Here is a 23,574-nt window from a genome sequence, read left to right on the forward strand (position 1 = left end):
GATCGGGGATCGGAAGCCCGAGGAACAGATGCGTTCCCCCCACGGAGTCGCTTGAACCGGTGAAGCGGCTCGTAAGCGGAATGCTACGGCGAGGATGGACAAATCGGAGATCGCATTGCCCACCAGCAGGCAATTGAGCGCCGAGCATCTGATGGTCGACGGAGGATATGCGTCGGTCAGCACCCGTCGCGTGACGTCGCAGGCTTCGATCAAGCCGGCGTTGGTCCACTACTACTTCAAAACGACGGACAATCTGTTCCTGGGCGTATTCGATCGCGCTGCAATGAAGCGTCGGGTCCGGATCGGCAAGGAGCTCGCATCCGATGCGCCGCTCCACGCCCTCTGGAAGCTTGCGTCCGATTTGCGGCTTTCAGCGCTTATGGCCGAGTTCAATGCTGCGGCCAATCACCGCAAAGTGAACCGCGCCGGGTTTGCCGGAGGCATTGGGTTGTGAGGCACGCTGTCATATCGATGTTGTCCGCGGCAGCATAATATTGTTCTTCGGCCTCGGCAGGCGGGATGTTGCCGATGCGTTCGGGAAGTGGCAAAGTGTAGGTGGCACTTAACGCTGACGCGGTACTTCGGGGCTATCCACTTGTGGGACTCACACTTGTCTTCCCTCACACCCTCCGAGAGGTCTGGAGTCTGGAGGGCGCTCCCCTGCCCTCGTCAGTCGAGGAAGATGACCGTGAGTGCCTTCCTAGGGCAAGTCCCGGCCGGAATGGTGGCCGTCATCCCCTAACCTCGCGCAGCATCCGCGCGGTCGCATTGGAAGCCGGTGCAAGCTTTCGGCCGTATCGCAGTGCGGTGGACGTCGATGTCCACCGCAGTGCCTGGGCGATAGGGCCAGCATCCTCGCCGCTGGCGAAGAGATCTTGCGTGAGGCCGACCCTGAGCGAATGCGTACTCAGCGCCTCAATCGCCGCGACGAGTTCCTTGCCGACGAGATTGACCAGATGCTCGTCGGCGGCGCGCATGGCGGTGCGCTTGATGATCAGTCGCACCGCCGCCGGCGTCAACGCTTCCTCGCCGATGATATAGGTTGTCGACGCCAGCACGGATTTCGCTTCAGCGCCCACTCGCGCGCCGACAGACAGCCGCCACTGAAAGCCTGGCGGCGCCGGTAACGACCGGGGTGGCTCGGCTTCGCGCGCTTTCGTCCGTACCACGCCGATGCGACGGAACAGCGGCCCTTCACGAATCGCGCTGGCATTGCACCATGCTGCAACGCGCCGCATCGTGTCGGGCGACAGCCAAGCGTAGGCCCCCTGCCCTTCCTGGTCGGTCTTTGAGCGCGGCACGGTGAGTACCGCGGAGCCATCGCTCTGGGTGGCGAGATGGTCGCACGTCACCCGCACCAGTTCCGAGACGCGCAGCCCGGTGTCGTAGGCAAGCGAGAGCAGCGCCGCATCGCGCAACCCGGGTAGCGTTCCCGGGCAGGCCTGCAGCAATGCGCTCAAGGTGAACCCCTTGGCGGGCTCGGCGCCGATACCCTCACCAAATCGCAATGGCCCCGCCTGCCGCTGAGCCACCCCCACCCGGCGCCGAAACCCGCGCAGCGCATCGCGCACGATGCTCCCGCGCGTCGGGCTCGTCACGCCGAGCAGCCCGTGGATGACCGCCAAGCTGGCGAGCCTGCGGCCAACCGTCGCCGGCTTAAGCTTCCGGCTTTCGCAATCTTCGAGGTAAGCGACGATCTGCGCCTCGTTCGCGGGCAGGCCGATCCCCCGCGCGCGCGTACAAAACGCCGCATAGCAGGCAAGATCGTTGGCGAGCGCCTTGACGCTCGCCGGTGCGCGCGCCTCGAGGCTCTTGCGGAAGGCGAGGCGGTCGATTGCTCCGCCCTGGCCGATGAGGCCAACAAGCAGCGCGGTCAGTTGCGCGACGCGGTTCGCAGCCCGATCCCCATGCCGGCGCGGCAGCGGCGCTTCAGCGGCGGTACGGACCATCACCAGCTCGCCAGCGATTCCCGGCATGGTGGTGACGGATCGAGAAGAGGGAGAATTCACGGGCATGGACGTCTGATACGCAATTGCTGTGGCGACGTCACTATCGATAATATCCCATTAGCGATAGTGCATGAATTCCGTAGTTCCTGTTGTTGTATAGCTTTCTGATGTTCGCTATACATCCGTAGCGATGCATTGATTTTCCAGCGTTTTATCGGACAGGACAGCCATGGCCTACCCCGGCGATGTTCCCACGCTCGAGACGGAGGCACTGCTCGCGCTCGGCCGCCTCGATGGCGCGCTCGGCGCGGCGCGGCCGCGGACGCTGCGCCTGCTCGCCGGCCAGCAGTTGCGGACCCTGCTCATCACCGCGCTGCGCCAGGAGGGGCATAGCTTCACCGATCAGCGCTTCCACGCCTGGTGCGCCGGCCTCGCGACGCTGTCCGATGCCCCGCCGCGCCACCTCCGCGCGCCCCGGGCGGTGTGCGAGGCGATCCTCACCGAGCTCGCGCACAGCAGCTGGGAGCCCCTCGCCGCGCTCGCCGCCAAGTTCTCCGCGGCGCTGCTGGCGCCCCAGGATCATGAGGACAGCGTGCCAGACGCAGAGACCGGGCACGCCGCCGCTCACAGCCTGGTCACCGGGGCACGCAACCTGATCGAAGCGCTTGAACCCTCGCCGCTACCACTGCCCGCGCTGGCGCAGCTTCACCGCGCGGTCGCTGCGCATATCCGCTTCGCGCCGCCCGAACGCGCCCTCGTGCCGATCAGCCTCGGCGCAATGCGGCTGACCGTCGAGCGCGCAGCGCTGCCCTCCCCGCGCTGGGCTCTCGAAATGCTCTGGGGCGAACACTGGCGCGCCGCTGGGCTCCTCGCCCACGCCCTCCCCTTCCCCGGCCTCATCCGCCTTGATGCTTCGCCAGATGCGGCCGGGCCGGGCGAAGCGCGCATCATCGTGGCGGGCGCACTGCGCGAGGTCGCGCAAAGCCTGGGCGGTAGCCTGGTCAAAGCGGGCCAGCTTAGTCGGCGCATCGATGACCTCCAACCTGGTCGCCGGCGCACCTCGCGCGCACCGGCGCTGCTTGAACTGCTGGCAGGCTTTGGGCCGCTGCGCTCGGCGCAGATCGAAACGTTGCTGGGCGCCACCCGACTTGGCGTCCGCACGATGCTCGCCGCGCTGGGTGACATCGGTGTACTCGAGCGCACCACCCTCGCGGGCGTGTGCCTCTATTCAGTCAACCTCAGTGCTCACCCGGCACCCGATGTCAGCGAGCCAGCAGCTGGCTTTGCTTTCTCGTCCGCGGCATTGGGTGAGTACGATGCCGCGATGGCGGGCATCGAGGCGCTGCTGAATCGCAGCGGCGTGCCCCTGGCTGATGCCGAGGAAGACGACTAACCTTGCGGCCTGCCGACGCCGCTAGGAGCAGCAATTCGCGTCCAAACAGCGGAACAGCCCGAAAATCACCCTAACAATTTGATTTATAAATCTATTTTAGACGTTCCCGGAAAGGCCCCTTACAGCGCGAAAACGCAGCCTCAGATGGGCAAGGGTGCGGCGACCTCGCCAACGCGCTCTACGGGATTCTGAGGGCAAAATTCGGCAAAAACGTCCTTTTGTGGTTCCGAGCGCGGCCTCTCAACGAGCGACCCGTCGCATGACCAGGCCCACGGGTACAGACTATGGTACGGTTGCCTCGGGGGCAACGAGCCTTCGCCTTCAGCACATTCGGGCTCGACCCGAGCAAAGCTAACGCCGGCAAGGCAACAAGACGCTCGAAGCGATCCGAGGTGCTCTGTCGCTCGCTGTGTGCCAACACCAGCAGCGCACGGTGCCAGACGGAACGGGTTGGCGACAAACCGGGCGCGGTAGGCCGTTTGGCTTCCCCGCAGACCTCTATTCTTCGCGCCCGTGAGCTGGCCCAGAAAGTAGTGATCGAATGCGTCCGTCGCCGCGGTCGGTGGCAAGCGGCGATGCTGGGCTTGAGCGCGATGACCCGATCTTTGGGCGATGTGGTTTGCGTTCGATCAACCGCTCTGTGCTGACAGAGTCTTTTCATGACTTCGGGATTGGCGGCACTCCGGAAGGTGCTACGTCGCTTCGCGACACTTAGGGCAGGCGTGGCGGTAGGGGCGTCCTCGATCGCCTGAGCAAGCCGTAGAGCCGTTTCTGTGGCATACATCAGCCCTCTGACCTTAGCTGTGGTTCACTGGCTTTGGGGAAGGATCGAAAGATGGGATCCAACTTCCCCGGTCAAGCGCCCTTCTCCCTATCCCAATATCTTCAATAGAGAGGATTTGCCGTAGGCGCCGTTAATTCCTTTAGAAGATAGGATACAAGGTTAAGCTGTGGACGCAGCTAGAGCGACTCACGGGATCATCGCGAGTCGAGGCAACATGGCTGTTCCTGAAATACCGTCTTAGCGTTCCTGAAATACCCAATGTAGCGTTCCTGTTGGACCGTGATTCGGTTCCTGAAGTACCGTGATCCGTTCCTGAAATACCGTGCCGCTTTGCGCTCATCAGACGGGGTACGAGCCGCGGTAAAACGCGTTTTACTCTGCTAGAAGTCGCGGAATTGCGGGGGTTTTGGGTATTTTCAGCGCTCCATCTCATCCGGGCAGCAGGCGTCCTGTCAGGCCGCGGATATGGCGGCATTGATAGTCGTAAATGGGCAATTAGGGCATTACGACGATTCCCTCACGGTACTTTGGGAACGGGTCGTCTGTATGGATAGGAGGTATCCATAACATCGGTACCGCCGGCACGGCCTTCCGGCCGGTCTGACATAGTCCGAGCTCGCAATTTCTATGGCTATTACGCCGTTTCGCTGCCCAACGATGGAGGGTCGGGCGACATGCTGCTTTCGATCGAGTGGGGAGATCTTGCGGCATCGAGCCGCGACCCAGCTTTGTTGATCGGGTGAGGTCTGGCTTTGTCTCGGTACTTCAGGAACGCCGCTGCTTGGATGAGGCGATTCGGATGGGCCTGGCAATAGCGCAACCGCCCTCCCCTGCCCGACCAGCGGCGATGCCGACATCGGTGGTCCATTTGGGACGCTTCAATTCATGTCTGGAATTGTCGGCGCGCGCTCTGCTCGGATGCCCGTTCCTAATGTACCCGGTTATTGACATGTGGCCGATTTGGAAGCTTTTTCGATGATACCGCATCCTGCGCGTCGGCCGCGTGCTTACGGCGGCGATCAAGACCAACATGACTATGTGAGAATCCCCGGCGGAGGCATCTCCAGGATAAGTGCGGCGCTGACTAGCTGGATTTGAGAGTGCCGAGCCTCGGCCACTGTGGCATTCGTAGGTTCGGCGCGTACAACGTCGGACTCATCGAAAGACGGTACTTCAGGAACGTGATCCTGAACCTGGTTTGGACGCGGTTCGTACGTTCCCGAAGTACTGAGCCTCTGTCAGGTCGCGGCGCGTTGTTTTGAGCAGAACGTCGCGAAGATTTGGGTGATGTTCTTCGTGTCGTATGCAATCCCGCGTTGCCTCAGGAACGAACGAAAGTCGTCGGCTACGAGCCCGTGATCACGCTGTGGCTCGGGTAGGTTTGCCCGCGCGATCGCGCTAAAGGCGCTGTGCGCTATATGACCATATTCCGGAAACCCAACCACGGGCGAGGCGTCCATCTTGCTCTGCGCGGAGGCGATGGGCTTTTCGCGTAAAGCGGAGGGCGGGGCAGGGGAGGGGCTCCTGCCGGGATGTCGCGCCTGATCATGCGCAACAAGGGCTCGGCCTCGCCGCGCAGTTCAATCTCCAAGGCGTAGCCAGGGAGCGCATTCTCCTTTGCGATCTTCGTCATCTCGAACTTGAAGCGGCGGTAATCGCCCTCCGCGCCCGATTTCTCGAATAGTGTGGGCATGGAGATCGCGAAACCATCCGTACCGGCACCGCCGGCGTGCTTGCGCGCGACGCGGTACAGCCAGCGCTCTCTTCCTCCTGTCAACGAGAAGTAGGCAGGGTCGATGGCAAGCACGCCGCCTTCCATGAGGACGCCGTCGTAAAACCATTTTGCGAGGGTGATGCGCATGCCGCGTACGTTGCCGGCGCGATCCTTGAGCTGGCTGTAGCTGTCAATCCAGGAGAACGTGGTCTCCACGGCGTCACCAGAACGAATATTGGTCTTCACTGTGGTCGACTGAAGCCGATCGAGGGCATTGCCCAGCAAGTCATAGGCTCTACCGCCAACCTCGCGCTTCAGTGTTTTGAGCATGTCGTAAGGTACGACGTTTAAGGTTTGCGGAATGTCGTTGGTACCACGACGTTTGTGCTCGATGAGGACCGACGCGCAGTAGATGAGGATGTCGAGGTCATAGATCGTTGCAAGGCCATATTCGGAGTTGGCCGAGACGTGGACCGTAATCTTTCGATCGGGACTGATATAGTCGATCGGCTTCAGGCGCTTGCGTTTCGACAGAGAGAAGAATGGCCGCTCCATCGTCTCACGCTGGTCGCGAAGGGGCAGTGCCGTGAGCTGCGGCAGAAAGAGATCGACTTGACCATCTTCACGGAATTCCTGTGACATCTCACGTCCTGCAACGCGGGTAAAACGCGTTTTACTACAAGATAAGTATTTGAAAATAAGACGTAAAAGTGGATTTATCCCTTTTTTCTGGGCAAACCGCGCACCTTCAATGGCGGGGCGCAGGGCGTCCAGAATCTCGTCGGCCGTCTCGCCGCATTTCGGGTTGATATTGATGGTAATGCCCTTCGCCTTGGTGTCGGCGAGAATTTGTCCGATTTCCTTGCCTGAAGATGCCCTCAGAGCAGGCTTTGCTTTTGGCGCCGGCGCGCTCCTTGCGCTTGTCACTGCGGTCGCCAGGCGCTCACAGACCCTGCTGCCTTCGATCTTGTCGGCTCCGGCAGCCCGTAGCTTCGCTTGCTCCTCCGTCAGGAGAGCTGCTTCGGCCAGGATGGCGTCGCGATAGCGTTCGTCCTTGAGGAGCGGCGAAAGGCGCATGCCGTGACGGACCTTGAGATCACCAGGTTCGGCAAAGGCGTTCACGACTCCGTCGGGAAGTTCCGCGAGTTGCAACAAATTGTGGAGATTCTGTTTCGGTATAGCGAGGCGGTCAGCCATCTGGGTCCTGACGCCGTTGTAATAGGCTCCGACGGCATGCAGATAATTTCGGGCCCGCTCGAGGTCGGTGACGTCCTCGCGTTCCCGATTTTCCAGATCTGCGAGCCGGAAAGCGCCTTCGTCGTCGAGTGTTTCAATCCGGGCGACGAGCTCGATTTCGGTGTGGTTGTTGGCATGCAGCCAAGAAACCGAGAAATGCCGGCGTGTGCCGACGATCAACTCGTAAGGCTGCTCGGCGTTCGGAGTGCGCCGAACGACCACAGGCTCACGATTGGTCCCTTCCTCTCTGATGGATTTGATAAGAGAGGCGCAGCGATCATAGCTGAGCGCGGCATGATCCCGCGCATTGCCGGGCCAAATTGAGCATTCCGATGGTTTGAGACGGATGGTCAGCCGCTTCACTGTCCGTGCGATCTCGTCGAACGCAATCCCACGCCGTTCTAGAAACGATGAGGTAGCCGCTTCGTCTGCGGGCTTCTCTCGCACAACGAGTTCTGCCGCGACGGGCGCATCCGCCGGCGGTGTCGGGGCAGGTGTCGTGCCGATGCTTTCAATGGCGTTCGCCAAAAGACTACGCCGTCTGCCCCCGCGCTTGTCATGCCGCCTCCGTCAACCTATCGGTGCCTAGCTGCGCCATCCGCGACGGCCACTGCTTGCAGATGTCTTTCTCGATCTCCCGAAAAACCATGTTGAGATTGTCTCGGCAACGGACATAGGTCTGGTGCGAGCCATATGGCTTGTTGATTTCGTAAACCGACGACATCGAAAGGCCGGCATTCTTGATCTCTTCGGAGAGTAGAATGGGCGTTGAGATCATTTGTCCGGCGTAAGTCTTCTCCATGACTTGGAGCATCTGCGCCTCGTTCGTGCGGCTCGGCTGAAACATCGTGCAGACGACCCGAATGAAGCCGTAATCGATCGACGTGTCGAACTTGGAGACGAGATCCATCGCCTCTCGGCAGGTTTGCATGAAATGGATCGTGGAGAGATAGTCGAGCTGCCTGGCGGGGACGGGAATCAGCAAGCCATCGGCCGCTGTCAGAGTGTTGACGCCGAGGAACCCCATGGCAGGCGGTGGGTCGAGAATGACGACGTCGTAATCTTGGCGGATTTCTTCCAATCCGATCCGCAGCATGCGGAAGGCGCCGGCGATTGCCGTTGGTCCTTCTTCGATCGTCGCGGTCAGTTCCCACTCGGTGTCCTGAAGGCCCAGGTTCGCCGGACAGATGTCGATATTGGGCCAGGCAGTCCTCTGGATTGTTTTGCGGAGCGAATCCGCCTCATCAATGCGCGGCGACAGGAAGTTCGACAGCGTATGGGTTTCTTCGACCAACGCCTCGAGATTGACGTCGAACATAACGCTCATCGAGGCTTGGGGGTCGCAGTCCACGACGAGCACCCGGTAACCACGCAGGGCTAGATAATCGGCAAGGTGCTTGCCGGTGGTCGACTTGCTCACGCCGCCTTTAAAATTCTGTACTGCAACGACGACGGCTCGCTCGGACGGCAATTTGCCCATCTTGATGCCGAGCGCCTCGCGAATCGCGATCAAATCATCGACGGTGTAATATCGGCGTCCATTGGCGGAGGTCTTAGGTGTTGGAAGGCGTCCACGAGCCTCTGCCTTGGAAAGGGCTTCGGGTGTTCGCCCCAGAAACTCGGCGGCGACCGATGCACCCATTGAAATATTGAGAGTTTTCCTGTCGGACGGGTCGATGGCAGCTTGCCGCAGGACAGTCTTCGCGTTTTCGCAGGAGGTGATCATCGCATCGAGAATCTGACCCGACAGCATGGGAAATGTCCCCCTTTTCAACCCAAATTGGCCACGGTTCGTGAAAAAGGCCGAAAAACGCCCCCTAATCCTGGACAGCTATGCCAAAACACACGTGGTTAGTCAAATGAGCGGCTTCTTTCGCCATCAAGCAGGGACAGTGCTGCCCCTGAGCCGAGAGTCCCGGACCATCCCTGGGATCGCGGACTGATCAAGGCGAATCAAGCAGCGCCGCAAAATCCGCACAAGTATAGATCGGTCTTGAGCCACATCGAGTAGGGGCCTCATATTCATCCCCAGTCGTATGCAAATTGGCGGGGGGCTACAAGCGGTCCGCTGGCTTAACCAGCGCCTCCAGATGCTCCTAAAGTGCAATTGAAGCGCAGGCGACAAGATCCACAGCGACCAAAAGACCCGTGCGTGCTCGCGAGAAGTCGTTTCCGCATGCGGGCTTCGTCTGGTTTACCTACGCTCACGCCTGGAAGATTGCGGGTCATCGATACGCGACCAGATGTCAGTCGGGCTGCAAGCAGGAAAAGGGTGATGGGTGAGATCTGGTAAGCAGGAGAGAGATCATTCCGCTTACAGCCAGACGACAAACTCAGGTACTCATCGATCCCGTAGTTGCTCTGGGCGGGCCGTGGCACGGCCGGACAGCGAGGTGTTTGTGCCAAGCGCACGCTGATAGCACGCCAAGTCCATCGATACGCCAGGGCGATCGCGGCATTTTTGTTGCATGCATTGCCGGTTGCAACCGCAAAAAAATCCTGCGCGAGCTGTGTCGGATTCCAATCAGCAACACTTCTCTTACCGTGACGCGGCCGTGCATGGAGCCGGTAACGTGGCGCGGCTATGGGAGGAGGGGATTTCCATCACAGGGACAATCGCCGAGCGCCGTCTGACATTGCGGCATCTCTAACCGGCCATCGATGACCTACGCTTCCATGCGCGTCGTCCCTACCGCCTTAAAACCCTGGAATACGTTTCATCCCGCGTTGCTCGTAGCGGTGCGCTAAGGGAACCGACTGACCGCGGTTCAGCGCATTTTTCTTAATCCAAAGACTGGCAATTACAGCATGAAACTCATGCCGGGCCGGCCGGGGAAGGGGGCATGGCAAGTGGGAGGGAGGAGAGTCTCCTGCGTGGCACTTGAAGAGGGGTTTGAAACCGCGCGCTATTTTACGCTTCTGCACGCTGTGCCCTGTTGGGCAAGCCTTGGGGCGCGGCGTCTCGATCAGGTCTTTCTGCCGCAAAACCTAATGTCGTTGATTCTCGCCGGCCACAACTATGCAGAGGGCGAGTTGGCGGCAGAGCGCGCAGCCTTGCGATATGCGCGGCCGGAGCTGCAGATCACGCGCCAAGTCTCCCGCGACGTCAAAGATTGAGCAAAAGTGCTCGAATCCGGGGGCCGATGACGAATTGCTGCGGGCACAATCGTCTCGGCCGCGTTTCCTCCACGAGCCTCCGCTATTGTTCAGTTTGCGGTCGCGACCGCTCTGACGGCCTTGACTTGGGAACCAACGGCGCCGAAATAGGTCGTAATCCGATATAAATCCGAACTGCGAGAAACGGCGGCGGGGCCGGGGGGCAATCTGGTGTTTGAAGTAATGGTGTTGTTGGTCGTGGAAGACGAGCCGCTCATTCTCATGGCAATCCAGGACGCACTGGAAGCGAGTGGATATGTGGTGTTGCCGACGACCAGCGGGGCAGAAGCCATCACGGTTTTGGACAACCGTCACAGAGAGATAGCCGGTATAATCACGGACGTGCGTCTTGGTTCGGGGCCGAACGGATGGCAGGTTTCGAGGCGAGCTCGGGAATTGCGACCGGATATCCCTGTGGTTTACGCGACGGGAGACAGTGCTCCGGATTGGCCCGCATTCGGAGTCCCGCAGAGCATTCTGGTTCCCAAGCCCTATGTACCAGAGCAAATGCTAGACGCCATTTCGGCCGTGATGGTGTCAGCGGTCGGAAGGCCTCGGCCACTCTCAGGCACTTCTCCTAAGTGACCGGGAAGGGTCTTCTATTGGAAGACTGTCGAAGCGACCGTAGGCTGCTGCGGATGCGCAGACATTCATTTCATTTTCGGCAGGGGGACCCATGGTCACGGAACAATTAGCCAGCAGGGCGCCTGATGGCCGTATAGCGCTGCTGATCGACGTCGAGAACATACCCTAGGGTAAAATCTCGAGCATTCTCGCGGAACTCGCGAATGTGGCACAGCCATATTCGCCGCGCTTACGGCGACTGGACGCGGCGTGAGCTCAAGGGTTGAACTTAGAAGCTTCACGAGTTCGCGGTGAGGCCCATCCGGCAACTCGGATAAACCAAAGGCAAAAAGCGCGAGGCCGGCGCTCGCGGGATCGAGCCCGATCACCGCGCCTAATTCGAAGCTTCGCGCGAGGCCGCACAGCAATGATCCGCCCGCGAAAACCGTCGTGCCGGCCAGTAACAGCCGGCGCCGTCCTACGACATCTCCGACGCGCCCGGCGATGACGTCCATTGCGGCAACGGTCAGCAGATAGGCTAGCACGATCCACTGCGCCGCCTGAAACGACACCGCGAACATACGCGCCAAACTCGGCAGCGCAACATTGGCGGTACCGGTGGCGAGCGACGACATCAGCGTCGTCAGGGAAAGGCCGGCCAACGCCCTCCCGTTGATGATTGGCGCGTCGCGCTCGGGGCCTGTTGTATAGCGATTGTCCTTGTGTCGAATGACGGATCGCAGCACGATGCCACTTCAAGCCGACTTGAGGTCAAGCGTGAAACTGATCGAAATTTCCGAGGTGGCGAAGCGATCGGGAATCACGGCCTCGACCCTGCGGTTCTACGAGGAGAAGGGCCTGATAGAATCGCTGGGGCGTCGCGGTCTCAGGCGCACCTATGGCCAAGATGTCTTCGGCCGGCTCTCGCTGGTCACACTTGGTCGCCTGGCAGGATTTTCGCTCGATCAGATCAGCGCGATGTTCGGCAGCGGGCCTTCGGCGCAGATCGACCGTGTGCCGCTGTCGGACAAGGCGGCCGAGCTTGACCGGACGATCAGACAACTCAACGCGTTGAAAAATGGCCTGGAGCACGCCGCCATCTGTCCTGCACCGAGCCACATGGAATGCCCCTCGTTCCGGCGGTTTTTGAAAATCGCGGCAGCGCGCTCTGGCAAGTTATCGTCGAAGCAAGTCCCCATCCTATCACGTTGATGCCCGGCTCAAATGGTCCTTACACTTTAATGAATAAATGACTCGTTCTCCACCCTTCTCGGGCCAGCTTTGGACGACCGAGATATCGGAGTTGTCAGCGCTAAGCGGGACGCTCGGTGCCGAGCCGCACGAAGCGATCGCGGTCCGTTTCGGCCATTCTGTTCGCGCCGCGCGCCTTGAGAAGGTCCTGGCGCGACAGAATGCCTACAACCTGATGAGTGTGCCGCGCGACAATCGGAATGCGGCCAATTCCCGTTTCAATGATCAGGTCCGCAACGACGCCCGATGGTGTGTCGGGGTACGCTACCGGTTGGGCTGCATCGGAGACGGCGTCGGCGAGGGTGCTATCGGCCTGACGCCGATCTGTTTGCCACTGTAGCGCATCGGTTCGTGAAACGAGCCCTACCAGACGGCCGTTGCCGTCGACGACGGGATAGCTGCGGTGCCGCGCCTCCGATGTGAAAAAGGCCAAGGCCTCCGAAATGGTCATTGTCCCAGGCAGCGTTTCCGGCGCTCGGGTCATGATCTGGTCTGCCTGGAGTAGTTCGAGCGGATCGACCGTGTATTCCTGCAGGATGTGACGTCCGCGCCGAGCGATCTTTTCCGTCAGGATCGAGCGCCGCATCAACAGCACGCTGATGGCATAGGCGGCCGTCGCGGCCACGATGGTGTAGGGAAGGGCCTGGAAATGTCCGGTGAGTTCGGCCGCGAATATTGCTCCTGTCATTGGCGCACGCATCGCGCCGCTCATAATGCCGGCCATGCCGATCATCGCCCAGAAGCCGGCATCGCCCGGCAGGAACTGACCGATCAGAAAACCTGCGGCACCGCCAAGTATGAGCAATGGAGCGAGCACGCCGCCTGACGTGCCCGATCCCAATGCCACCAGCCAGACGGCAGCCTTCACGACAAGCAGAGCGACAACGACTCTCAACGACAGTGAGGCCGTGAGGAGCGCCTCGATACTGGCATACCCCGCGCCCAGCACATGGGCGTCGATGAGGCCACCGATGCCGACGACGATCGCGCCGATCGCCGGCCACCACATCCAATGGACAGGGAGCTTATGGAACAGATCTTCGATGCGGTAGAGCATCGTCGAGAGTAGCGTCGCTTCGAGCCCAACAGCGACCCCGATCCCAGCGGAGGCCACGAGACCCAAACCGCCATCCACCAGGCCGGCGGTCGTCGGAAACATAGGGCCTGATCCGATGAAGTAGGGGCGCCATGCATAGGCCACCATAGCCGCTACGACTACCGGCACGAAGCTGCGGGGCTTCCACTCGAAAAGCAGCACTTCGACGGCGAGAAGAATAGCCGCTAGCGGCGTCCCAAATATCGCGGTCATGCCCGCGGCGGCGCCGGCGACTAGCAACGTTTTGCGCTCGGCAGCACTCAGATGGAAGCATTGCGCGAACAGCGATCCGATCGCACCGCCCGTCATGATGATTGGCCCTTCCGCGCCGAACGGTCCGCCGCTACCGATCGAAACCGCTGACGAGAGGGGCTTGAGCAGCGCGACCTTCAGCGACAGGCGACTTTGTCCAAACAGGATTGTCTCAATGGCTTCCGGGATACCGTGCCCCCGGATCTTGTCGGAACCGAACCGCGCCATCAGGCCAACAATAAGGCTGCCCAGGACTGGGATCGCGACTACCAGAAGTCCGACTGAGGCATCGGTGATGACGACATTGTCTGCTGATAGCCGCCCAAACCAAAATAGATTGGTGGCCACTGCGATGAGTTTTACAAGAATCCACGCCCCGACGGCGCCGCCCGTGCCAACAACCAGCGCCATCATAGCTAGAAGCGGCATCCGCAGATCAACGCTATGGTCCGCGAGCCGATGGCTCTCGATAGAATGGGCAGAAGAAGATGGCATAGGGCTGGCTCGGTCCTGTTGCGGAAGATGTAGGGCCACTATATCGCAATGCGATACAATTCAATCCGGAGGCGATTTATGAAAGGGCGGAACCGGCCACTAACCGACGAGGATTATGTTGCGCTCTCCAACTTCCGCTATGCGATCCGGCGGTTTCAGGCCTTCAGCGAGGAATGTGCCAGTGGCATTGGCCTGACACCGCGACAGCATCAGGCCTTGTTGGCGATCCGCGCCGTCGACCCAGCCAAAGCGACGGTCGGCTACGTCGCCGAGCGCCTGATTCTAAAGCCGCATAGTGCGACCGGGCTCATCGATCGGTTGGAAGGCTTGGGGCTGGTGAGACGGCAGACGGCTGAGAATGATCGGCGCCGCGCTCTTCTTCGTCTCACCGAGCGGGCCTACACGATCCTGGACGAACTCTCTGGCGTTCATCGCGACGAGATTAAAAGGCTCAAACCGCTGCTGGCAACGATTTTCGAGCAACTCGAGGCCTGATGCAGCGATCGCTATCTGGCGCTGTGAATGCACCTGTGAAATCAGCGACTTTGGCCTTGAATATATCGTAATACGACATATGTAAGAGGCGTGCAGGACCCGATTTGTGAGAATGCCCGCCATGATGATGCTTTCGATCATCGCTCAAGCTCTCGGCTTGGTTTTTGGCAGTCTCATGGCTGCGGCGCTGTTTAGCTGGTTTTGCTGGACTGTTCTAAAATTTGTCCGCCACCCTGAACTCGGGGTTCCCTTCGGCTTGGCCCTGCTTTTGCTCCTGGAGCGGGAGGAACTCGCGGCCAGTGAATTCCTGCGTATGACGCTCGCCGTTGCTGCGCTGGTCGCGGTCGTTCTGTGGCCACTCGGCCTCGAATGGCGGCACGACCACCCTCGATCTCACTCCTAACGAGCAAGATCTCGCGGTGGCCGGACACCTCTTCGCTTTCCTAATGCTCTGAACCAGCTCTGCTATGCTCTGCTCGGTCGCCGGGGGGCTAGATCGAATGCGGGTCGGGCTTCACGGGTGCTTCACCCGATGCTGCTGCGGCAGGAACCGGGGTTTTCATTTTCGCCGAATCGCAATCACCGGAGCTAGCGCGGGTTATCTTGGGCTCAGCGTTCTTGCCGTCAGAGCTCCACTGAACGGTCTGAGTGCAGAAATTCTTGCCATTCGACGACGTGATCGAGGTATAGCTGTAAGTGTTTCCCGCCGGTAGGTTGCCCGAGACCAGGATCTGTTCGGGATGCTGCGTATCGGCGCTGCGCTGCATCTCTGCGGTCCGCTGCATGAGCTGGGCGCTGCGCTGCTGCATCGCTGCCATGTCACGCTCCATCTGCATGAAGGGGTCGTAGGCGATTGCTTGGCGTGAATCCACCGGGTCGATCGCGACCCTGGGCGCGGTATCACCGACGTAGGTAATATGCGCGACCGAGCCATCAGGCAGGGCGACACTCATAGTGTGAAGCTTTTCGGCAGCAGCAAAGGCAGCTCCGGCGAATAGCAGCGAGGCGCCGCCGGCGATCAGGGCAGTACGGAGCTTAGGCATCAAGAATCCTCCGGTTGATCCTAGGCAAATACTATCCCGCTCGCCTGAACACTAAATGACTGAGGCCCATTCGAAGAAGCGCCACCGGCAATCTTGCTCTCCTGTTTGACGGCGGCGATCTTTCGATCAACCTCGACAAGGTGACGGCTGGCGAGTGCGTCGATCTCGCCGCAATCGCGTTCGCGCTGGGCTGCTAGGTCGAGCAGTGCCCTACTCTCTTCCAGGCTAAAGCCGAGGTCGCTGTCCGGCGTATGAAGGCAAGACGGGCGGCATCGCGCGGACAGTTTTGCACTGACCGGCCGACAGGCTTGAAATGCCCCAATCACGGCATTGCCACGTCACGCTGCATCAACACCAATCCAAACACCCCCAGATCCCGAAATGAGGAGGCTTTATGCCCACTGACCACGATTTGACCTTCGTGGAGCCAGCACGGCGTGCCGAGGTTTCGCGCAGAATCGAAGCCATCGAACGTTTTATCGCGAAGCCTGGTCGAGCCGCGGCCGAAGCAGAAGCTGCCAAATTGGGCCTACGCCATGCCCAGTTCTACAATATGGTCCGCGCTTGGCGAGCGAGTCCTCGCCCAGAAGTAGTCGCTGGCGCAGGAGCCTCGCGTCCCAAGCCTACGCGCTTCAAACAGGACCAACTCAAACTCATGGCCGACATTATCTCCGACAGTGGTCGCGCGCGGCCTAATCTGATTGTCGATCGGATCATGGCAAAGGCTCATACTCTCGGTATTGCGATGCCTGATCGCTGCACGATCGGGCTTCACGTCCGACGGACCCGACCCAGCCTGCTCACCGATGACATAAAGGCCGGCTTCGAGCTTCTGGTCGACCACACCGTTCTCGATATGCCGGTGAACTTCGGAGACGGCACACCGCGGCGGCCGCTAGCTACGATGGTGATCGATGTGACTGCTGAAGCCATTATCGGGCTCACCATTTCCGCAAAAACCCCAAATCCTGCCTCTACACCGAAGGCGCTGCTTGATTCTATTCGCGGAGGGCTGCGGAATGATCACAAAGAGAGCTCGTTCCTGAAACGGATTGGCATCGTTGCGCATTCGAAAGAGGAAGCGTTCGACATTCTGGAGCCTCTTCGCGCGAGCGGGTTTGACGCGAGTGTCCGGTTGACCGATCGGTTCGGCGGGGGTCTGAGCGTCGAGGCTCTGCTCGGCTACCTCCACGCGCGCATCAAATTGAGGCCTCGGCTAGTTTGGAACGAGGGATCCCGGAGGCTGTTTCGGCTAGCTCCGGGTTCGATCGCGCTCCAGCCCCAAGAGGCGCAGTTGCTGGCTCACGGCCGGCTGACAAGCAGACACGCGACTACGGCGCTTGGGCACATCAATGGCTCGGCCCGAACGCGGCTCATAGGCGAATTGCTCACCTTAGCTGAATGTGCGCCGGCGTGGCGTACATGACCTTGCAAGGTGCGCCTCTATGGCGTACATATTTGTCGAAATAGAAGGAATTTCCATGTTGACCTACCACGACAGCATAGGTGGGATTGAAGAGCGCAGTTCTGAACGAATGTCGTTTCGGACCAAGCCGCGCATCAAGGAAACCATCCAAAAGGCAGCTGCTCTTTCAGGTGTAGACGATTCGGTATTCACGATGAACGCGGCCTACAAGGCTGCCATGGAAACGATTTCCGCTCATGAGCATACGATGCTCGAGCCAGTCGATCACGAGGCCTTCTTTGCCGCCCTGGATCGCCCCGCTGCTCCCACTGAGAACCTTCGCGCCGCCTTCGCGCGTCACAAAGGGACGATCGAAAGCAAGTGACAGATAATCAGGCGGGTGGAAAATCCACCATCGAGCCGCTCGATCCATCCAAACATGATCGAGCGGCTTTTTCGTGCGGGGTCGAGCAAGTCGACAATTATTTCAAAAAAACTGCAAACAAGCTCACCCAAGCTGGCAACATTCGGGTATTCGTTCTTACCAGCCCAGACGGATCGCTTGTAGGCTTCTATGCTACAAACGCTCACTCCATCCATTATACCGACCTGCCTGACAAGTTTCGCCGGGATCGACCTGGTCAGGGCTATATCTCAGCTGCGTATATCTCCATGATCGCTGTTGATTTTCGTTTTCAAGGAAAAGGCTTTGGCGGGGATCTGCTCACCGACTGCCTACGGCGTATCGCAACCGCGTCTGATGAAATTGGGATACGAGTCATCCTTCTCGATATCCTCGACTGTAACGACCCCGCACTCACTGAACGGCGCAAAAATCTTTATGCGAGCTATGGTTTCGAACCATTTCCTTCAAATGATTTGCGGATGTATCTGCCGATAAGCGATGTGAAAGCGCTCGCAGTCGATTTTGAATAGACCATTTTCGGTTTGATCGATGACGAGTTCCTAAGCCGATATTATCAGAGGCGTAAGCGCCACAGCCCCCTATCTGCTCTCAACGCGCCGCTGGACATTGGGTCATTTCAAAGCTGTCCGCGCGGGCATCGTCGGCACCATAGGTGCGGTAGTTACCCAGTCCTGCCGGGCGATTCGATAAGACCGGAACGCTCTTAGTAGCGGATCGTCTCGACCTTGACGCCGGTCGCCGCCGAGAGCCGTCCGATGGTGAGAGCCGTCATGCGCGAAAATGGCTGTGCCAACGAGCGGCGTCGCCTTGCCGGGCGTGAGATCGACGAGCTTGTACTTGCCCAAGGGCGCTTTTCCGCGATCTGTGAAATTCGCCCACGCTTCGCCGTTGAAGTAAATGTCAAGCAGAGCCTTGCTGACCGAGGGGAGCGCATAAATAGGCTTGGCGCTATCCTCCGGCGAGGCGATCAACATGCCGGCGACGTGGTCCAAGATGCGCATGACTGATCAGGTAGCCGGCGATGTCGTTGTGCAAGGTCGTGTCGAGCGAACGCTGAAGTGTGGCGAGATGTCGTGCGGTCTCCATCCCGTTTACCAGAGTGCCGGCGTCGCACATCACCCCCCTGGCCTGCTCTTGAGGCGCGATCATCCATGCCGAGAGGTTACCGTCATCCAGTCCGCCACGCACCCCGATCGCGGTCACGTCAAAATCAGCTTCGACAGCGGGAGTGGTTGCCAGCATCGCCAGGGTGAGACCGGCCAGTATCTTCAGGTTCACGGATATCCTCGCTTCACGTCAGTCAACATCCGACCCTCACCGCAATTTGAGCACGCGGCGTCTACCTGCGGATTCCACTGAACGGCAGAGCTTTGCCACAGGCACGCTGCAGGCCATGAGTTCTTCGGCCTGGCCAGCGAACAACGAGCGCGGGCTGCCTGGCATCACTGCCAAGATCGACCGAACGACCTACTGCCTCGCCAGAGCTTCACTTTCACGATCACAGTCAGACGTGAGGGCTGCCCCACTCGACCGAAGGCGCGCAACCTCGCTCCGCGCAGCGGCCACATCGGCAGCGAACGTCGGATCGGCACTGAGCCGCATGACTGTAGCGGTTGCAACTACCCGGCCTTCCTCGATATCGCTGAGCCAATGGACGTTGCATATCCGCCGACTATCACCAAAGGCGCGACCTCGCGCGACGAGACGCGCTGCCCGATCAGGAATGATAAGGCAAAGACGATCAAGAGCGCCATCATGAACTTCGCGCCGAGTTCGACTGCGCTTTGCACTGCTGCGTCGCCGAGCCGGCCGATCACCCACATGTCGGCGAGGCCGAACAGGGCTGTCGCAACATAGGTAAGCATTGCCGGCAAGGCGATGCTCGAGACGAGGCGCGTCGGTTCGGCGGTTCTCCCGAGCCGGAACATCACTCTGTCAGCCGGAACGCGATGACATTCATGGCGGAGTCCAGTCACAGCCAGATTCCGCTTGGGTGATGAGCCGCGCACCGCGCTGATTGCGCGTGTAAATCCACAACCAGTTGAGTGCGACGCTGAGGCGGGACCGGACGCCGACGAGGAAATAGATGTGGGCGATTCCCCATAGCCACCAAGCAGCTGAGCCCCGCAGCTTGAGCCATCCGAAGTCGATCACCGCCTTGCGCTTGCCAATCTGGGCGAGGCTACCCCCATGATGATACTGGAACGGCGGCAGCTTGGGTTTACCCGCGAGCCGCCGCCGGATCGCCTTGGCGACGTAGGCCCCCCTCCTGCTTCGCGGCAGGGGCGATCCCCGGCACCGGCGTACCACCCGGTGCCTCGACGGTGATCGTGTCTCCCACCGCGAAGATGTCGGGATGGCCGGGAACGCTGAGATCGGACTCGACGATGATCCGCCCGTTTCGGTCGGCCGCCACGCCAAGCCACAGCGCGGCCGGCGAGGCCCGCACGCCGGCGGCCCAGATCACAGTGCGAGCTTGCACGCGCTCGTCGCCGAAGGTCACCGCCCCGCGCTCGATCAGCGTAACCATTGCGCCCAGCTTTACTGTCACGTCAAGCTTCTCCAGCGCGCGCTTCGCATAGTCGGAGAGGCTGTCCGAATAGCCGTTGAGGACCTTCGGTCCGGCCTCGACGAGCAGCACATTCGTCTTGCGGGTATCGATCGTGCGGAAATCCCGGGCAAGCGTATCATGCGCGAGATCCGCGATCGTACCGGCCAATTCGACTCCGGTAGGGCCTGCGCCGACGATGACGAAGGTGAGCAGTGCCGCTCTACGCGCCGGATCGGCTTCGCGCTCAGCTTCCTCGAATGCCAGCAGAATGCGGCTACGAATGGCAGTAGCGTCTTCAATCGTCTTCAGCCCCGGAGCGATAGCTTCCCATTCATCGTGCCCGAAATAGCCGTGCCGGGCACCCGTTGCGAGAATCAGCGTATCGTAGGGAACCAGGCTTCCATCTGCGAGGCGCACCGTGCGGCCGACCGCATCCACGCCTGTCACAGTTTCGAGAATAGTGGTGACGTCCTTGCGATTGTGGAGCATCGATCGGATCGGCCACGCGACCTCGGACGGCGCGAGCGACGCGGTCGCGACCTGATACAGGAGCGGCTGGAAGAGATGGTGATTGCGCTGGTCGATGAGGACGATGTCGACCTCTGCGCCCTTCAGTTGCTTCACAGCCCACAGGCCGCCGAACCCGGCGCCCACGATGACCACGCGATGTCGTTTCGAAAGATCTTTGCTTTCCGTCATCGGTGATATGATCACCTTTCGAGATGAGCGCTCTGCGGTAGTTCCCCAGTGTCGCCGGTCTTGTAGACTAGTCCCGGGCAGGGTCACCTTCATAGTCGCCAAGTGCAGCTTCAACCATCGCGCGCCACATCTCCGGCTCGCCGGCGTTCGCCATGACGATATCAGGCTCGCGGAGCGTTTTCAGAACGGCCACAGCCTGCCCGATATAGAGATGCCACTCTGCATCCACCTCATCGCCAGCGGAAGGCTCGTATCCTTCGGCGTTCACGCTCAGTCGTTCCGCGGCGAGAACGCGTGCTATCCGTTCCACGGCACTCAGCTCAGAGATCGGCATGTCACCCTCCTGACGGTATTACCCAGACCAGAACGCCGCCGTCTCCATACAGGTTGCACGTAATCTGGATTCTCGCTGCGCAGCGACGATAGCTTACCCCCGAAATGCCGTGGTCACGAATTCGCAGCTCAGCCGTATGCCCATGGGATCGATGCTGTGACCCAGGTTCGGACGGACATGCGCCGTTACCTCAATGTCGAGCTGTTGAGCTCGCGGTCGGCGGCGTGCAGTGCTGTCACCGGGACTACAGGATCTTGCGAGCCATGCACCAAGCACTGGCGGCTTGGATGCCAATCCCCCCGAAGCTCCACAGTGCCAGTGAGCATGCCTGATTAGCCAATGATTGCAGCTACCCGTGCGCCCGGACCCGATCCATGAGAAACCTTGGCCTATGCTGAATGTCTGACGAGTCCGGTTCCTTTGTGGACCACCGGTTCTCCAAGGCTCTTCAACTTGCTTTGAGGCGAATGCGCCTGTCGCCCCCCTGGCGCGACAATGCGCAAGACAGGGTCTCTTCGTTCGGCAGGTGAATGGACGTGGGGTAATCGCGGGAGCGAGTTACCTCTGACCCGGTGAATTTTAGAGAGAGGTGGCTGTTCCCCAATATTATGGAAGTACGGGCTCACGACCGGAAACCGGGCCCAAGCATCAAAGAGAACAGCCATGGACGAGTATACCGGGTTAGACGTCTCGTTGAAAGAGACGGCGATCTCAGCGCGGCGTGCAGGCAAGCGGGTCTGGCGCGGCAAGTGCGTCTCGGATCCGCAGCTTCTTGCGGCAGCGATCCGCAAGCATGCGCCGTCCGCAAAGCTGGTTGTTTTTGAAACGGCACCGTTAGCATATGGTTCTTCCATGCGCTGACCGGGGAGGGGCTCCCGGCGATCTGCATCGATGCACGTCACGCCAAGGCAGCTCCCGACATCGCAGCGAACAAGACCGACGCCGGCTTCTTCCGTGAAGTGCGGGTGAAGGCGTTCGACAGCATGCTCTCCCGAAGCCTGGTCGCAGCTCGCATCAGAAGCTAGTCGGCGCTTTCCACAAGCGTGCCATCGAAATCGAATACGATCAGAACGTACACTCGCGTGATGCTTCTCGCCTTTGGCGCCGAGCTACCGGCCCACTTGGTGCGGACGGCGGGACTCGAACCCGCACGGGGCTTGCCCAGGGGATTTTAAGTCCCCGGCGTCTACCATTCCGCCACGTCCGCGCCGGACGCGCGCAGTGGCAGACCGGGAGGGACGACGCAACTCGGCGAACGGCCTCGATCATCCAACAAAGAGTTCAGCTCACCGTCGATGGATCGAAGCAGCAAAAGCCATGCTCGGTGATCAGCGATTTGGCCTCCAGCTCGTCTTTCTCCGCGCCGTCGAGAGAAGCGACCTTGAGGAAGGTCCAGGGGCCGAGTTCCTCCGGCAGGGTCACGCCCGCCTCGTTACCACAGAGCGCCCAAAGTCCGTTCGCGCCGACGAAACACCAGACCTGCATTTGTTTAACTCCGCATTTGGCGGGGCTCCTTAGAAGATGGGATCGCCGCAGGACAGCAGGGCCGGCAAATTTCTTGTTCGGCCGACGCGCCCGATGTCCGCTCTGGCCGCGGCCCGCGCTTACAATGGGGCGTGGGGAAGGGGGAAGGTCACAGCCGGACCGTGGAGCCGCTGACTGCGCTCTCGAGACCGGCCTGAAGCACCTCCATTACGAGCAGGGCCTCATCTACCGGCACCGGGTTAGGCTCATTCTCCTGAAGCGCATGGACCAAGCGCCGCCAGAACAGCCCGTAGTCGCCGCGTTCGTTGGCGATGGGAAGCTCCCGGTTACCAGCTTGAGTGAACAAGCCCAGCTCTGGGTCGCAGCCCAAATCCCGATGGCCGGGAGCGGATCCCGCAAGGACCGCCGACTCCTGCGTGTCGAAACCTTGCTTCACCCAGCTTCCGCTGGTTCCGTATACCGAGAACCGCAATCGATGGTCGGCCGAAAGCTTGCTGGAATGCAGGATCGCTCGCATTCGCGGATAGTGAAGGATAGCATGAAACCAGTCGGGCGCAGGCGCGCCATCGCGCATCGTTGCGATGTCAGCCGTCACGGCCTCGGGCTTGCCGAACAGGCAAAGCGCCTGGTCGACAAGATGCGGGCCCAGGTCGAGCCACGACCCGCCCTCGCGCGCTTCTTTCCAAACTCCCCCGGGTTCCGGCCGCCAGCGGTCGAAGTGGCTTTCGAAATGAACGATGCGGCCCAGGCGACATTCGGCGATGAGCCGTTGCAGAGTGAGGAAATCGGCGTCCCAGCGGCGATTGTGAAATACCGTAACCATCCTGCCGGCGAGATCCGCCGTCTCGGCGATACGCCGGGCGTCCGCGAGGTTCGTCGCGAACGGCTTGTCGACCACGACATGTTTGCCGGCGCGTAGCGCTGCAATCGCATGCTCGGCATGCAGCGCGTCAGGGCTCGATACGACAACGAGATCGATTCCGGTCTGGGCCAGGAGTTCCACTACGGACGGAACGACGGCCATGTCCGGCAGATCGCTGTGTACCTTGGCTGGATCGCGGGACACCACGGCGCGCAGCGTGAGGCCGTCCGTGGCCTGGATAAACGGCGCGTGAAACACGCGGCCGCCGAGGCCGTAGCCGATCAAGCCAACTCCGATTTGCTTCGATGCCTTGGTCATATCGTCCCGCTAGCACATTGCGCAGCGGCAACGCGACCAAACCTGCTAAGCAAATTTATATCAGT

At 60.4% G+C, this 23,574-nt stretch carries 24 protein-coding genes, 1 tRNA gene and 3 pseudogenes; 11 read left to right on the forward strand and 17 right to left on the reverse strand.

Translation table 11 applies throughout. The features are described 5' to 3' along the window. Positions 1 to 94 precede the first annotated feature (94 nt). Positions 95 to 454 carry a TetR/AcrR family transcriptional regulator gene (locus tag KRR38_RS30215; RefSeq protein ID WP_217407553.1) on the forward strand — a complete coding sequence of 120 codons (360 nt, stop codon included), beginning with the start codon at positions 95 to 97 and terminating at the stop codon, positions 452 to 454. Between the two features lie 277 nt (positions 455 to 731). Here the strand turns inward: KRR38_RS30215 and KRR38_RS30220 are convergent, their stop codons facing one another. Further along, complete coding sequence (locus KRR38_RS30220) at positions 732 to 2,015, reverse strand: tyrosine-type recombinase/integrase (RefSeq protein ID WP_217407554.1); 1,284 nt, start codon at positions 2,013 to 2,015, stop codon at positions 732 to 734. A gap of 163 nt (positions 2,016 to 2,178) precedes the next feature. On the opposite strand from KRR38_RS30220, the gene KRR38_RS30225 reads away from it, so the two are divergent. Further along, on the forward strand, positions 2,179 to 3,342 hold the full coding sequence (locus KRR38_RS30225) for a hypothetical protein (RefSeq protein ID WP_217407555.1): 1,164 nt from the start codon (positions 2,179 to 2,181) through the stop codon (positions 3,340 to 3,342). Positions 3,343 to 5,364: 2,022 nt separating this feature from the next. Here KRR38_RS30225 and KRR38_RS30230 read toward each other — a convergent pair. The 3 genes and pseudogenes from KRR38_RS30230 to KRR38_RS30240 all read right to left on the reverse strand — a co-directional run bounded on the left by KRR38_RS30230 (position 5,365) and on the right by KRR38_RS30240 (position 8,829). Beyond that, a pseudogene (locus KRR38_RS30230) lies at positions 5,365 to 6,482 on the reverse strand (replication initiator protein A). Positions 6,483 to 6,890: 408 nt separating this feature from the next. Then, positions 6,891 to 7,523 (reverse strand): annotated as a pseudogene (locus KRR38_RS36630) (ParB/RepB/Spo0J family partition protein); the annotation flags it as partial. A 109-nt stretch (positions 7,524 to 7,632) separates the two neighbouring features. Further along, entirely contained in the window at positions 7,633 to 8,829 is a 1,197-nt protein-coding gene (locus KRR38_RS30240; protein WP_217407556.1) for an AAA family ATPase, read from the reverse strand. A 1,121-nt stretch (positions 8,830 to 9,950) separates the two neighbouring features. Here KRR38_RS30240 and KRR38_RS36635 point away from each other — a divergent pair. Then, the gene (locus tag KRR38_RS36635; protein ID WP_254515773.1) at positions 9,951 to 10,193 is read left to right on the forward strand and encodes a toprim domain-containing protein; all 243 of its coding nucleotides are present in this window, start codon (positions 9,951 to 9,953) and stop codon (positions 10,191 to 10,193) included. 222 nt (positions 10,194 to 10,415) lie between these two features. Then, positions 10,416 to 10,817 (forward strand): response regulator, encoded by a 402-nt coding sequence (locus KRR38_RS30250; protein ID WP_256449647.1) that lies wholly within the window; start codon positions 10,416 to 10,418, stop codon positions 10,815 to 10,817. A 95-nt stretch (positions 10,818 to 10,912) separates the two neighbouring features. Here the strand turns inward: KRR38_RS30250 and KRR38_RS30255 are convergent, their stop codons facing one another. Next, positions 10,913 to 11,542: an MFS transporter gene (locus KRR38_RS30255; protein WP_217407558.1), complete on the reverse strand. Its 630-nt coding sequence runs from the start codon at positions 11,540 to 11,542 to the stop codon at positions 10,913 to 10,915. A gap of 31 nt (positions 11,543 to 11,573) precedes the next feature. Here KRR38_RS30255 and KRR38_RS30260 point away from each other — a divergent pair, with 31 nt between their 5' ends. Further along, positions 11,574 to 12,008, forward strand: coding sequence for a helix-turn-helix domain-containing protein (locus KRR38_RS30260; RefSeq protein WP_217407559.1), 435 nt, complete (start codon positions 11,574 to 11,576; stop codon positions 12,006 to 12,008). A gap of 100 nt (positions 12,009 to 12,108) precedes the next feature. Here the strand turns inward: KRR38_RS30260 and KRR38_RS30265 are convergent, their stop codons facing one another. Then, entirely contained in the window at positions 12,109 to 13,890 is a 1,782-nt protein-coding gene (locus KRR38_RS30265) for a chloride channel protein (RefSeq protein WP_217407560.1), read from the reverse strand. 78 nt (positions 13,891 to 13,968) lie between these two features. On the opposite strand from KRR38_RS30265, the gene KRR38_RS30270 reads away from it, so the two are divergent. Together KRR38_RS30270 and KRR38_RS30275 are read left to right on the forward strand one after the other, a co-directional pair. Further along, entirely contained in the window at positions 13,969 to 14,385 is a 417-nt protein-coding gene (locus tag KRR38_RS30270) for a MarR family winged helix-turn-helix transcriptional regulator (protein ID WP_217407561.1), read from the forward strand. Positions 14,386 to 14,506: 121 nt separating this feature from the next. Continuing rightward, complete coding sequence (locus tag KRR38_RS30275) at positions 14,507 to 14,788, forward strand: hypothetical protein (protein ID WP_217407562.1); 282 nt, start codon at positions 14,507 to 14,509, stop codon at positions 14,786 to 14,788. An 88-nt stretch (positions 14,789 to 14,876) separates the two neighbouring features. Here the strand turns inward: KRR38_RS30275 and KRR38_RS30280 are convergent, their stop codons facing one another. Next, positions 14,877 to 15,428, reverse strand: a complete 552-nt coding sequence (locus KRR38_RS30280; protein WP_217407563.1) for a hypothetical protein — start codon at positions 15,426 to 15,428, stop codon at positions 14,877 to 14,879. Positions 15,429 to 15,448: 20 nt separating this feature from the next. Next, positions 15,449 to 15,754: a MerR family DNA-binding protein gene (locus KRR38_RS37530; protein WP_309141215.1), complete on the reverse strand. Its 306-nt coding sequence runs from the start codon at positions 15,752 to 15,754 to the stop codon at positions 15,449 to 15,451. 68 nt (positions 15,755 to 15,822) lie between these two features. Here KRR38_RS37530 and KRR38_RS30290 point away from each other — a divergent pair, with 68 nt between their 5' ends. From KRR38_RS30290 to KRR38_RS36645, 3 genes are read left to right on the forward strand one after another with little or no spacing between them, the layout of a single operon-like run. Further along, positions 15,823 to 16,854, forward strand: a complete 1,032-nt coding sequence (locus KRR38_RS30290) for a hypothetical protein (RefSeq protein ID WP_217407564.1) — start codon at positions 15,823 to 15,825, stop codon at positions 16,852 to 16,854. Between the two features lie 55 nt (positions 16,855 to 16,909). Beyond that, positions 16,910 to 17,218: a DUF1778 domain-containing protein gene (locus tag KRR38_RS30295; protein ID WP_217407565.1), complete on the forward strand. Its 309-nt coding sequence runs from the start codon at positions 16,910 to 16,912 to the stop codon at positions 17,216 to 17,218. Beyond that, complete coding sequence (locus tag KRR38_RS36645; protein WP_217407566.1) at positions 17,215 to 17,769, forward strand: N-acetyltransferase; 555 nt, start codon at positions 17,215 to 17,217, stop codon at positions 17,767 to 17,769. Before KRR38_RS30295 ends, KRR38_RS36645 begins: the two co-directional genes overlap by 4 nt. A gap of 102 nt (positions 17,770 to 17,871) precedes the next feature. Here KRR38_RS36645 and KRR38_RS30305 read toward each other — a convergent pair whose 3' ends face one another. The 6 genes from KRR38_RS30305 to KRR38_RS30325 all read right to left on the reverse strand — a co-directional run bounded on the left by KRR38_RS30305 (position 17,872) and on the right by KRR38_RS30325 (position 20,844). Beyond that, positions 17,872 to 18,261 (reverse strand): hypothetical protein, encoded by a 390-nt coding sequence (locus KRR38_RS30305; RefSeq protein WP_217407567.1) that lies wholly within the window; start codon positions 18,259 to 18,261, stop codon positions 17,872 to 17,874. Beyond that, entirely contained in the window at positions 18,209 to 18,538 is a 330-nt protein-coding gene (locus KRR38_RS30310) for a hypothetical protein (RefSeq protein ID WP_217407568.1), read from the reverse strand. The genes KRR38_RS30305 and KRR38_RS30310 overlap by 53 nt, the downstream gene beginning before the upstream one ends. 341 nt (positions 18,539 to 18,879) lie before the next feature. Next, positions 18,880 to 19,191 carry a hypothetical protein gene (locus KRR38_RS36650; RefSeq protein WP_254515774.1) on the reverse strand — a complete coding sequence of 104 codons (312 nt, stop codon included), beginning with the start codon at positions 19,189 to 19,191 and terminating at the stop codon, positions 18,880 to 18,882. Positions 19,192 to 19,216: 25 nt separating this feature from the next. Further along, positions 19,217 to 19,570, reverse strand: coding sequence for a hypothetical protein (locus tag KRR38_RS37965; RefSeq protein WP_375293480.1), 354 nt, complete (start codon positions 19,568 to 19,570; stop codon positions 19,217 to 19,219). Further along, complete coding sequence (locus tag KRR38_RS30320) at positions 19,482 to 20,603, reverse strand: NAD(P)/FAD-dependent oxidoreductase (RefSeq protein WP_254515775.1); 1,122 nt, start codon at positions 20,601 to 20,603, stop codon at positions 19,482 to 19,484. Before KRR38_RS30320 ends, KRR38_RS37965 begins: the two co-directional genes overlap by 89 nt. Beyond that, positions 20,578 to 20,844 carry a hypothetical protein gene (locus tag KRR38_RS30325; protein ID WP_217407569.1) on the reverse strand — a complete coding sequence of 89 codons (267 nt, stop codon included), beginning with the start codon at positions 20,842 to 20,844 and terminating at the stop codon, positions 20,578 to 20,580. The genes KRR38_RS30320 and KRR38_RS30325 overlap by 26 nt, the downstream gene beginning before the upstream one ends. Before the next feature lie 663 nt (positions 20,845 to 21,507). Between KRR38_RS30325 and KRR38_RS30330 the strand changes: the two are divergent. Further along, positions 21,508 to 21,857, forward strand: a pseudogene (locus KRR38_RS30330) (IS110 family transposase); the annotation flags it as partial. Positions 21,858 to 21,966: 109 nt separating this feature from the next. Here KRR38_RS30330 and KRR38_RS30335 read toward each other — a convergent pair. The 3 genes from KRR38_RS30335 to KRR38_RS30345 all read right to left on the reverse strand — a co-directional run bounded on the left by KRR38_RS30335 (position 21,967) and on the right by KRR38_RS30345 (position 23,509). Next, a tRNA-Leu gene (locus KRR38_RS30335) sits at positions 21,967 to 22,051 on the reverse strand. 74 nt (positions 22,052 to 22,125) lie between these two features. Next, positions 22,126 to 22,329 carry a hypothetical protein gene (locus KRR38_RS30340; RefSeq protein WP_217407570.1) on the reverse strand — a complete coding sequence of 68 codons (204 nt, stop codon included), beginning with the start codon at positions 22,327 to 22,329 and terminating at the stop codon, positions 22,126 to 22,128. A 148-nt stretch (positions 22,330 to 22,477) separates the two neighbouring features. Next, positions 22,478 to 23,509: an oxidoreductase gene (locus KRR38_RS30345; RefSeq protein WP_217407571.1), complete on the reverse strand. Its 1,032-nt coding sequence runs from the start codon at positions 23,507 to 23,509 to the stop codon at positions 22,478 to 22,480. Between the last annotated feature and the right edge of the window lie 65 nt (positions 23,510 to 23,574).

The sequence above is a fragment of the Novosphingobium sp. G106 genome (genome assembly GCF_019075875.1).
In the GTDB taxonomy this organism is placed as follows: Bacteria; Pseudomonadota; Alphaproteobacteria; order Sphingomonadales; family Sphingomonadaceae; genus Novosphingobium.